Genomic DNA, 10,804 nt, shown 5'->3' on the forward strand with positions numbered 1-10,804 from the left:
GCCCTCCCGGTCAGAGCTGGCCGGTGGCTTCGCGCCACTCCCGCTCCTTCTTGACCCACTCGTTGTCCTGCGGGAATTCGTCGATCGAGGCGACCCGCCTGATCTCGGTCTTGAAGCCGGGCCCGGCCATCGGCATGCGCTTGGCCCACTCGATCGCCTCCTCCTTCGACGCCACATTGAGGATGTAGAAGCCGCCGAACAGTTCCTTGGTCTCACCGTAGGGCCCGTCGGTGACGATCGGCTGCTCGGCGGAGTAGTCGACGACCACCCCCTCGGCCGGATCCGTGAGCCCCTCGGCCGCGAGCAGCACTCCCGCCCGGATCAGCTCCTCATTGAACTGCCCCACGATCTCCAGCATCTTGTCGAAGTCGACCTCCCCCATCCCCGCATACGCCTCATCCGTCGCGCGCATCACCAGCATGTACTTCATGGTCTGTCTCCTCGGTTCTTCCGGATCCCCTCTGGACCCTGCCACCCTTAGGTCGAACAGGGGACACCAAGGATCGACACGCCTCCGAATTTTCTTTTGCGTCTCGGCCGGAGGTGGCAAGTCCGCCGCTGCCGCGACAACAAGAACGCCGAACGACCGAGCCGCATACATCAGCGCGATACGGAAGCTGGCGACCGGAACAAGCACAAGCGTGGCGGCACGTAGTTCGAAACCCTCGGCCCCATCACCGTGGCGGACCTGATCCTGCACACCGAGGTCACCGCAGACCGCGACCGGCCATCGATCACGGTCTACTACAGCAAGCACGACACCGAGTAACAACGAAAAAGCCCCTGCGGCGAATTCGCACGCAGGGGTAATCGAATCGGAGCCGCCTGCGAGAATCGAACTCGCGACCTTTTCATTACGAGTGAAGCGCTCTACCGACTGAGCTAAGGCGGCGTGCCTTTCGGCGTGGCGAGTCTATCGTCTCGGGGGGTGGATTGCGAAAACGGGTGGTCACCGGGGGCGGGGTCAGGTGGATTGGGCGGCGGTGAGGGCGGCGGCGAGGGCGGCCAGGGCGAAGCGGGGTTTGACGTTGACGTCGAGGGCTTCGCGGCAGGCCAGGACCGCGTCGATGGATTTGAGCAGGCCCTCGGGGCGGACACGGTCGGCCAGGTCGTGGATCTGGTCGGACAGGTCGGGATGGGTGAGGGCGACGCCGGAGCCGTTGCGGGCGGCGCCGAAGCGGACAGCGAGGGCGTCGCGATAGACGCCGGCCACGTCGATGAGGGCACGGTCGAGCGAGTCGCGGCCGGTGCGGGTCGCGCGGGACTTCTGGCGGCGTTCCAGGTCTTTCAGCACACCGGCTGATCCACGGGTGGCGCCCGCGGCGCCTTTGCCGGTGCCGCCTGCCCCCATCGCGGTGGCCAGTTCCTCGCGCTCGCGGTCGTCGCGGTCCGCGCTCATCTGTTTGGCTTCGTCGTCGGCGGCCTTGACCAGTTCGTCGGCGGCGGCATAGGCGGCACCGGGTCTCGAGGCCGCGGCGACCAGGGCCAGTGCGCGTTGACGACGTTCGCGCGCCTCGGCATCGGTGGCCAGGCGCCGGGCCCGGCCGACGTGTCCGCCGCTGATCGAGGCCGCCCAGTTCGCGGTCTTCTCGTCGAGGTTGTCGCGTTCGCGCAGTACCCGCGCGATGGCAGGCACCGACGGTGTCACCAGGTGCACGTGCCGGCAACGTGAACGCAGGGTCACCGAGATGTCCTCGGGGTCGACCGACGGCGCGCACAGCAGGAACACCGTCCGGTCCGGCGGCTCTTCGACCACCTTCAGCAGCACGTTGCCCGCGGCCTCGGTCAATCGGTCGGCATCCTCGATGACGACCACCTGCCACCGGCCGGTGCTCGGCCTGCGCGAGGCGATCTGCACGATCTCGCGCATCTCCTTGGTGCTGATGCTCAGCCCCTCCGGGATGACCCGGCGCACGTCACCGTGTGTGCCCGCCATGGTGGTGGTGCAGGCATGGCAATGCCCGCAGCCGGGCGTGCCGGGGTCGGTGCACTGCAACGCGGCCGCAAAGCACAGTGCCGCAACGGATCTGCCCGATCCGGGCGGCCCGGTGAACAGCCACGAGTGCGTCATCGCCCCCTGGACGACCTCCGCGCGGGCCGCGACCGAGGCGGTCGTGAGCGCGGACTCGACCGCCTCCTGGCCGACCAACCGATCGAAGACTCCTGCCACGCCGTACACCCTAGCGGCCCGCACCGACACGGATCGCCGGGTCGGGTCCGGACGACGCGCGGACCGGTATTGACCGTGCGGCCGGCCGGGCGGATCCTCGAGAAGGAGGTGGAATCACCGTGAGAATCCTGTTGATCACCGGCGACGCGGCCGAGGACCTCGAGGTCATGTACCCGTATCAGCGTCTGCTCGAAGCGGGCCACGAGGTGAAGATCGCGGCCCCCGCCGTGAAGAAGTTGCAGTTCGTGGTGCACGACTTCGTCGACGGCTTCGATACCTATACCGAGAAGCTCGGGCACAGCTGGCCGGCCGACGTCGCGTTCGCGGATGTCGATCCGTCCACTTACGACGCGCTGGTGGTGCCGGGCGGCCGGGCGCCGGAGTACCTGCGCAACAACCCGGATTGCCAGCGCCTGGCCCGGCACTTCGCGGAGGCGGGCAAGCCCATCGCCGCGCTGTGCCACGGACCGCTGATCCTCGCTGCCGCAGGCGTTTTGGTCGGCCGGTCGTGCAGCGCGTACCCGGCGCTGGCCCCGGACATCGAGGCGGCCGGGGCCAAGTTCGTGGACAGCGAGGCCTACGTCGACGAGAACATCGTCACCGGCCGCGCCTGGCCCGATCACCCCGCCTGGATGCGTGAATTCCTCAGGGCGCTGGGCGCATAACGCGACTCACGGGTTGCGCGAGTAGGTGCTGTTCGCGCCGTCGAGTTCCTCGCGGATGATGTCGGCATGCCCGGAGTGGTGCGCGATCTCCCGCAGGATGTGCAGCAGCGTGTAGCGCACGGTCCACCAGATTCGCTCCGGCGACCAGGGCGCGGTCGGCGTCGGGACCGAGGTGTCCAGACTGTCCACCGTGCGGATCAGTTCCGCCGTCGCCGCCGCGACCTCGTCCCATTCGGCGAGCAATCCCGCGACGGTCTCGCCCTCGGCCATCACGTACTCGCCGTCGAACTGCGCGGGGTCGAGTGCCGCGGTCTCATCCCGCTCGATGAGCACCCTGGTCCAGTGCCGCTCGCAACTGATCAGGTGATGCAGTAGCCCGCCGAGGGTCAGTTCGCTGGCGGTGGTGCGCCGGCGCGCCTGCTCATCGTCGATGCCGCGCACCGTGATGCGGAACAGATCGCGCTGGTCGGCGAGGATGCTGATCAGGTCTTCGCGTTCCTGGTCGGCCATGGGTGAATCCTTTCGCGGATCGGGCATTCGGACCGTAGATTACGGCCGTCCGCCCGACCCGCGAACTCAGGAGTTCCCGACGCCGGTCTTCTTCGCCGCCGTCTTCTGGGCGGCGGTCTTCTTGGCGACCGTCTTGGTGGTCGTGGACTTGCTCGCGGTGGCCTTCTTGGCCGCGGTCTTCTTCGCCGCGGTCTTCTTCGCGGGCGCCTTCTTGGCCGCCGCCTTCTTCTTCACCGGTCCGCGCGCACGACGATCGGCGAGCAGTTCCATCGCCCGCTCCGGGGTGATGGACTCGATCTCGTCGCCCTTGCGCAGGGTGGCATTGGTCTCGCCGTCGGTGACGTACGGACCGAAGCGTCCGTCCTTGATCACCATCGGCTGACCCGAGGCGGAGTCGTTGCCGAGCTCGCGCAACGGCGCCGTGGCCGAGGCCTGCCGCCCGCGCCGCTTCGGCTCGGCGTAGATCTTCAGCGCCTCGTCGAGCGTGACGTCGAAGATCTGATCCTCACTGGTGAGCGAGCGAGAATCGGTGCCCTTCTTCAGATATGGGCCGTAGCGGCCGTTCTGCGCGGTGATCTCCTCGCCGGAGGCCGGGTCCGCGCCGACCACGCGCGGCAACGACAGCAGCTTGAGCGCGTCGTCGAGCGTGACGCTGGCCAGGTCCATCGACTTGAACAGCGAGCCGGTGCGCGGCTTGGGCGCGGCCGCCTTCTTCGCCGTCTTCTTGGCGGGCGTCGCGGTTTCCTCGGCGGCGGGCTCGGGTAGCACCTCGGTGACGTACGGGCCGAAACGTCCTTCCTTGGCGACGATTTCGTGCCCGGAGGCCGGATCGATGCCGAGCGAGCGGCCTTCCTGCGGCGTGGAGAACAGCTTCTCGGCGACCTCGATGGTCAGCTCGTCGGGCGGCAGATCGTCGGGCAGGTTGGCTCGCTGCGAGATCGAATTGCCTTCGGGGTCATCGGGATTGATGACCATTCGCTCCAGGTAGGGCCCGTACCGGCCGACCCGGACGACCACGTCGCGGCCCTCGTCGTCGGCAAAGAGCTTGATGGAGTTGATTTCTCGCGCGTCGATGTCGTCGAGCCGCTCGCCGACCATCTTCTTCAGACCGCCGGAGCGCGCCACCGAACCCTCGGCGCCGGTCTCGCCGCCGAAATAGAAGCTGGACAGCCAACTTCCGCGCTGCTCGCGACCGCCGGCGATGGCGTCGAGATCGTCCTCCATGCCCGCGGTGAAGTCGAAATCGACCAGTCGGCCGAAATGCTCTTCCAGCAAACCGATTACGGCGAACGCCACCCACGACGGCACCAGCGCGCTTCCGCGCTTGTATACATAGCCGCGGTCGAGAATGGTCTTGATGATCGACGCGTAGGTCGACGGACGGCCGATGCCGAGCTCTTCCAGCGTCTTGATCAGCGACGCCTCGGTGTATCTGGCGGGCGGATTCGTGCTGTGCCCATCGGGATTCAGCTCGACCGCGGTGACGCCCTGGCCCTCGGTCAGCGCGGGCAGCCGGGATTCGGCGTCGTCGGATTGACCGCCCGCCTCCTCGTCCACACTCTCCACGTAGGCCTTGAGGAAGCCGGCGAAGGTGATGGTGCGACCGGAGGCGGAGAACACGCATTCCTCGCCGGTGGTCGCGGTGCCGGTGATGCGCAAGGTCAGCGTGGTGCCCCTGGCGTCGGCCATCTGCGAGGCGACCGTGCGCTGCCAGATCATCTCGTAGAGCCGGAACTCGTCGTTGTCCAGCCGCGCGTGCAACTGGCCCGGGGTGGCGAAGGTGTCGCCGGCCGGGCGGATCGCCTCGTGGGCCTCCTGCGCGTTCTTCACCTTGCGGGTGTATTGCCGCGGGGTCGGGTGCACGTACTCCGAGCCGTAGAGCTGGGTCGCCTGCGACCGGGCCGCGGCGATCGCCGACTCGGACAGCGTGGTCGAGTCGGTACGCATATAGGTGATGTAGCCGTTTTCGTACAGCCGCTGCGCGACCCGCATCGTGCGCTCGGAGTTGAAGCGCAGTTTGCGCCCGGCCTCCTGCTGCAGCGTCGAGGTCATGAACGGCGGATACGGCTTGCGGGTGTACGGCTTGGCCTCCGCGGAGGAGACCACCAGGTCGGCGCCGTCCAGCGCCTGCGCCAGGCGGCGAGCATAGGCCTCGTCCAGCACGACGACGCCGGACGCGGTCTTGAGCTGACCGTCCGAGCCGAAGTCACGACCGGTCGCGACGCGCGCACCGGCGACATTCACCAGCCGCGCCCCGAAGGTCCGCGGGTTGCTCGTATCGCCGTCCTCGCCCGGGCCCGCGTCGAGCTTCGCGGCGATATCCCAGTACTCCGCCGAACGGAAGGCCATCCGCTCGCGCTCGCGCTGGACGATCACCCTGGTGGCGACCGACTGCACGCGACCGGCGGAGAGCCGGGGCATGACCTTCTTCCACAGCACCGGACTGACTTCGTAGCCGTAGAGCCGGTCCAGGATGCGGCGGGTCTCCTGCGCGTCGACCAGATCGTTGTCCAGGTCTCGCGTGTCGGCCGCAGCCGCTTGAATGGCGGGCTCGGTGATCTCGTGGAACACCATGCGCCGGACCGGGACCTTGGGCTTGAGCGTCTCCAGCAGGTGCCAGGCGATCGCCTCGCCCTCCCGGTCGGGGTCGGTGGCGAGGTAGAGCTCGTCGGCGTCCTTCAGCAGGCTCTTGAGCTCGGCGACCTTGGCCTTCTTATCGGGGCTCACCACATAGATGGCCTCGAAGTCGTGGTCCACGTCGACGCCGAGACGCGCCCAGGACTCACCCTTGTATTTGGCGGGAACGTCCGCCGCTCCCCGGGGCAAGTCCCGGATATGCCCCACCGAGGCCTCGACCGTGTAGTTACGGCCTAGGTAGGGCGCTATCTTGCGGGCCTTGGTTGGGGACTCGACGATCACGAGACGACGCAGGGGACGGCCCTGGTCGGCTGCACCGCGGTCTCGTGTTGCCACCGGCGAATACACCTTTCCTGTCGACCCGCGCGGGCGCTTTTCGGCGCTGTGCGCGGCTGGGGCAAGCGGGGACGACGGCTGGGCGTCGCCACCAGACACGTTTATACCTTGACGCTACGTGTGGTCGAGTGCTTGCGACTTGAACCACAGAGCGTACGCGCGTCACTGCGACTCAGTATGCCTTGTGTTCAGGCCCCGGCTGTGCCACGGCGTGTTCACCGGCGTCCGACCCGAGTCGCCTTGGCGTGTCTTTGCCCTGGATATAGCTCGTCCCCCACCCCCGGGTTACCGGCGGTGAGGGACGAGAGTTGGATTGCGTCGCTCAGCTGAGCGCGCGAACTCCGGTGGCCTGCGGGCCCTTGGTGCCCTGGCCGACCTCGAACTCGACCTTCTGGTTCTCTTCGAGGGTACGGAAGCCCGACCCCTGAATTTCGGAGTAGTGGACGAAGACGTCAGCGGAGCCGTCCTCGGGCGCGATGAAGCCGAACCCCTTCTCCGCGTTGAACCACTTCACAGTTCCCTGTGCCATTCTGTTCCTTCTCTTTTCTTACCGGAACGGCGGACAACTGGGTTCGTCCACCGGGCCCGTTCCGACCGCTGTACTGTTGGTTCCCCCTGCAGGAAAGCACCAAGCACACCGTTCGCAACATCGATCCTGCTGACGGTTTGGACTTTGGATCCGACCCTCGAACACAGAAGCTTGCGACCAGGAACCAGTGAACCATGTCTTCGAGCAATTCAACAGTCGAGTTACCGACAATTTGCAAAAAAGTTGATCTTGCGAATGCGCAGGTGAGGGACACAATGCCAGAATCCAGACTTGAGGTTCGTTTGCCTCCCGATAACCGAGTGCGCGTATGGCAAACAGCCTGTGACCCAGGTCGCTATTGGGTATCGAATTGGCAGGTAGAGCTTCCTAACCGCGCACGTTTCACACTTTCTCAGCGTGTCGCGGCGCGCGCCGCATGAATCCGGCGAACTCGACAGCGCGGACAACGCCGAACAACAGCCTCGGCTACGGGACATCGTTGCTGAATCGTGTCCTAGCCGGCAACCCTACCGATGACCCCCGGTTGACCCACGTCGTGGAGCTACCCGCACGCGCCGCCGAGGTCACCACCTGGCCCGATTGGACATCGCCAGAGGTGATCTCGGCATTACAGGACACCGGGATCGACGCGCCGTGGAGTCATCAGACCCGCACCGCCGACCTCGCCCACGGCGGCGCGCACGTCGTGGTCAGCACCGGGACCGCGTCCGGCAAGTCGATGGGTTATCAACTGCCGGTGTTGACCGCGTTGCGCGAGGATCCGCGCGCCACGGCTATTTACCTGTCACCGACCAAAGCGCTCGGCGCCGATCAGCTGCGGGCCGTGGGCGCGCTGACCCACGAGGGGCCGCTGCGCGATATTCATCCGGCAACCTATGACGGCGATACGCCTGCCGAGATCCGGCAGTGGGTGCGGGCCAATGCCCGCTGGGTTTTCACCAATCCCGACATGCTGCATGTGGGGATCTTGCGCTCACACCAACGCTGGGCCAGAGTGCTGCGCCGGTTGCAGTACGTGGTGGTCGACGAATGCCATGCCTATCGTGGGGTTTTCGGCTCGCACGTGGCGCTGGTGCTGCGCCGGTTGCGGCGCATCGCCGCGCGGTACGGGGCCGATCCGGTGTTCGTGCTGTGCTCGGCGACGACGGCCGAGCCCGCGGCCGCGGCCTCCCGGTTGATCGGGGCCCCGTGCGTCGCGGTCACCGAGGACGGGTCGCCGCAGGGGCCGCGCACCGTCGCGCTGTGGGAGCCGCCGCTGCTCACCACGGTGACCGGGGAAAACGGCGCGCCGGTCCGGCGCGCGGCCACCACGGAGGCCGCGCGGATCATGGCGGACCTGGTGGTAGAGGGCGCGCGGACACTGACTTTCGTGCGGTCGCGACGGGGCGCCGAGCTCACCGCGATGGATGCGCGGCGGCTGTTGAGCGAGGTCGATCCGGACCTGGCCGAGCGGGTGGCCGCCTATCGGGCCGGGTATCTGGCGGAGGATCGGCGGGCGCTGGAGACGGCCCTGTCGGACGGTTCGCTGCTCGGGGCCGCGACCACCAACGCGCTCGAGCTCGGAGTGGATATCGCGGGGCTCGACGCGGTCGTGATCTGCGGGTTTCCCGGGACCGTCGCGTCGTTCTGGCAGCAGGCCGGGCGGGCCGGACGACGCACCCAGGGATCGTTGGTGCTGCTCGTGGCCAGGGACGATCCGCTGGATACCTATCTTGTGCATCATCCGGAAGCGTTGCTGGACAAGCCCGTCGAGGCGACCATCACCGATCCGCGCAATCCCTATGTCCTGGGTCCGCAACTGCTCTGTGCCGCTTTGGAACTGCCGCTCACCGACGCCGAGGTGGACGAACTCGGCGCGCTCGAGGTGCTCACCGGGCTGGCAGAGAAGGGGCTGATCCGGCGGCGAGTGGGGGCCGAGGGCCGGGGGCGCTGGCACGTCACCGCGGAGACGCAGCCGCACGACGCTGTCGATGTGCGCGGCGGAATCGGCACGCCGGTGGCCATTGTCGACGGGGAGACCGGCCGATTGCTCGGCACGGCCGACGCCGGGCGGGCGCCGGCGACGCTGCATCAGGGTGCGGTTCATCTGCATCAGGGAGAGACCTTTGTGGTCGATGAGCTGGAGCTCGAGGACGGGGTCGCGTTCGTGCACGCCGCCGAGCCGGGGTGGACCACCAGTGCTCGATCGGTGACCTCGATCGCCATCGACGAGTTGACCGAGCAGCGCGTTCACGGCCGGGTGCGGACGGCGCTGGCGCAGGTCAGGGTGACCAGTCAGGTGGTCGGGTATCTGCGCACGCTGGTCAGCGGCGAGGTGCTCGACCTGGTCGAACTCGATATGCCCGAGCACACGCTGGTGACCAGGGCGGTGCTGTACACGGTCAGCCCGGAGTTGTTGGCGCTGGCCGGAATCGACCCGGCGGACGTGCCGGGTGCGCTGCATGCCGCCGAGCACGCGGCGATCGGGCTGTTGCCGCTGGTGGCGACCTGCGACCGGTGGGATATCGGCGGGGTGTCCACCGCCGAGCATCCGGACACCGGGCTGCCGACGGTGTTCGTCTACGACGGTCAACCAGGTGGTGCGGGGTTCGCCGAGCGGGGGTTCGCCCAGCTGCGCCGCTGGCTCTCGGCGACCCTCGCGGTGATCGAGTCCTGCGGGTGCGCGGCGGGCTGCCCGTCCTGCGTGCAGTCGCCCAAGTGCGGGAACGGAAACCATCCGCTCGACAAGGCCTGCGCCGCACGATTACTCACCGCGGTATTGGCCGAGCTGTCCGTCCGGTGACATCGTCGAGCTCGGTTCGTGACGGGGCCGAGCTCGACGCGTGACCGGAGATCGACCTGACCTGCACGAACGCGAGGCCGCGGTCGGCGGGTCCGGCTGGACGTCGGTCCAGGAGTCGCGGTCGATTAAAGAGGAATGTATTCAGGTTAACTGCGCTATTGCCACATCGCCGCCTGCGTACATGCGCATTCATTAGATACTTTATCCGCGTGCACGCGGACAATTCTGCCGTCTGAAATTAAACGGCCTGGGTAATTGCCGATTTCCGCTACTCGGGACAAGGACATCCGGGGGCGTCCGCACTTAGGTTTCTCTCAGCCTTCAACGGGTCCGGCCCGTGCCACTGCGCGCACCATGCTGACGACTAACAGACTCATTGGTACATTCCTGTTAACAATCACAGTGGCATCCCACTCCGCGACTTCGCACTCTTGCATGCGCGTTCCCATCCGGCGTGCGACTTCGCCCGCCGCCGCGCATCCCGCGTCGGCTCCTTCGGTCAATGCGCCGGCCGCCGCGAGCGCCGCCAGGTCGGCGGCGGCCTGCGCCTGATGGCGGGTGACAACCACCACACCCACCTGCCCGATCATCAGCGTCGCGACGATGAGCCCGGCCAGCGCGAGGCATGCGAACACCGTCGCGGCTCCGTTGTCGGCCCGCAGACTCGGACCGAGGCCGAGGCCGGGACCGGGACCGGCGCTGGTCGTGATCGGCGGTAGGTCCACCCCGCTCCAGCGCACGTATGCCGCAGAGCCGGGATCTGCGACCGAAATCACCGCGCGCTTCCCGGCCGCCCGCCGAGCCCAGCTGCCATTCGGCCGGCTGGGCGCCCACCTTCCCCTCACGGTGTCGTCCCTGGTTCGCGGGACGCGATGGCGTCCGCGCGCAGGGTCAGCATCGGCAGAAGCGGCGCACGGGTGGTGACCCGGGCAACCACGTGATTGCCCTCACTGCGCACCGAGATGTCCGCGGCAGGCGGTGCCACCCGCCGAGCCGCCGAGATCGCGTTCGCCTCGTCGCCGCGCGCGGACAGCCGAGCCGCCTCACGAGCGGCGGGGGGCCCGCCCGCCCTGCGGCGCGGCGCGCCCCCGGGCGCCCCCCCCCCCCGGGACCCCCCCCCCCCGGGGGCCCCCGCGGGCCCCGCCCCCCCCGCG

General features: G+C 68.0%; 9 protein-coding genes and 1 tRNA gene. 2 read left to right on the forward strand and 8 right to left on the reverse strand.

The genetic code is table 11. The features are described from left to right. Window positions 1-10: 10 nt before the first annotated feature. From ACFQ9K_RS33790 to ACFQ9K_RS33800, 3 genes are all read right to left on the reverse strand, one after another. The gene (locus ACFQ9K_RS33790; protein WP_378717920.1) at window positions 11-430 is read right to left on the reverse strand and encodes a YciI family protein; all 420 of its coding nucleotides are present in this window, start codon (window positions 428-430) and stop codon (window positions 11-13) included. A gap of 389 nt (window positions 431-819) precedes the next feature. Further along, window positions 820-892 (reverse strand) — tRNA-Thr (locus ACFQ9K_RS33795). A 72-nt stretch (window positions 893-964) separates the two neighbouring features. After that, window positions 965-2,170, reverse strand: a complete 1,206-nt coding sequence (locus ACFQ9K_RS33800; protein ID WP_378717922.1) for a DNA polymerase III subunit delta' — start codon at window positions 2,168-2,170, stop codon at window positions 965-967. 119 nt (window positions 2,171-2,289) lie between these two features. Between ACFQ9K_RS33800 and ACFQ9K_RS33805 the strand changes: the two genes are divergently transcribed. Next, window positions 2,290-2,835, forward strand: coding sequence for a DJ-1/PfpI family protein (locus tag ACFQ9K_RS33805; protein ID WP_378717924.1), 546 nt, complete (start codon window positions 2,290-2,292; stop codon window positions 2,833-2,835). Between the two features lie 6 nt (window positions 2,836-2,841). Here the strand turns inward: ACFQ9K_RS33805 and ACFQ9K_RS33810 are convergent, their stop codons facing one another. The 3 genes from ACFQ9K_RS33810 to ACFQ9K_RS33820 form a co-directional block, all read right to left on the reverse strand. Further along, window positions 2,842-3,345: a DinB family protein gene (locus ACFQ9K_RS33810; RefSeq protein ID WP_378717926.1), complete on the reverse strand. Its 504-nt coding sequence runs from the start codon at window positions 3,343-3,345 to the stop codon at window positions 2,842-2,844. Window positions 3,346-3,411: 66 nt separating this feature from the next. Continuing rightward, window positions 3,412-6,318: a type I DNA topoisomerase gene (gene topA, locus ACFQ9K_RS33815; protein WP_378717927.1), complete on the reverse strand. Its 2,907-nt coding sequence runs from the start codon at window positions 6,316-6,318 to the stop codon at window positions 3,412-3,414. 322 nt (window positions 6,319-6,640) lie between these two features. Further along, window positions 6,641-6,847, reverse strand: a complete 207-nt coding sequence (locus tag ACFQ9K_RS33820; RefSeq protein WP_011206895.1) for a cold-shock protein — start codon at window positions 6,845-6,847, stop codon at window positions 6,641-6,643. 436 nt (window positions 6,848-7,283) lie between these two features. On the opposite strand from ACFQ9K_RS33820, the gene ACFQ9K_RS33825 reads away from it, so the two are divergent. Then, complete coding sequence (locus ACFQ9K_RS33825) at window positions 7,284-9,650, forward strand: DEAD/DEAH box helicase (protein WP_378717928.1); 2,367 nt, start codon at window positions 7,284-7,286, stop codon at window positions 9,648-9,650. Between the two features lie 314 nt (window positions 9,651-9,964). On the opposite strand, the gene ACFQ9K_RS33830 is transcribed toward ACFQ9K_RS33825, so the two are convergent. Further along, the gene (locus ACFQ9K_RS33830; RefSeq protein ID WP_378717931.1) at window positions 9,965-10,426 is read right to left on the reverse strand and encodes an Rv3654c family TadE-like protein; all 462 of its coding nucleotides are present in this window, start codon (window positions 10,424-10,426) and stop codon (window positions 9,965-9,967) included. Window positions 10,427-10,491: 65 nt separating this feature from the next. After that, window positions 10,492-10,804, reverse strand: a 313-nt coding sequence (locus ACFQ9K_RS33835; RefSeq protein ID WP_378984044.1) for a TadE family type IV pilus minor pilin, incomplete at its 5' end; no start/stop codon positions are given.

It is taken from the genome of Nocardia sp. NPDC056564 (genome assembly GCF_042793755.1).
Taxonomy (GTDB): domain Bacteria; phylum Actinomycetota; class Actinomycetes; order Mycobacteriales; family Mycobacteriaceae; genus Nocardia.

Coding starts and splice junctions, on each gene's coding strand:
- ACFQ9K_RS33820 (WP_011206895.1), bottom strand. CDS start 6,847: ATGGCACAGGGAACTGTGAAGTGGTTCAACGCGGAGAAGGGGTTCGGC.
- ACFQ9K_RS33825 (WP_378717928.1), top strand. CDS start 7,284: ATGAATCCGGCGAACTCGACAGCGCGGACAACGCCGAACAACAGCCTC.
- ACFQ9K_RS33810 (WP_378717926.1), bottom strand. CDS start 3,345: ATGGCCGACCAGGAACGCGAAGACCTGATCAGCATCCTCGCCGACCAG.
- ACFQ9K_RS33790 (WP_378717920.1), bottom strand. CDS start 430: ATGAAGTACATGCTGGTGATGCGCGCGACGGATGAGGCGTATGCGGGG.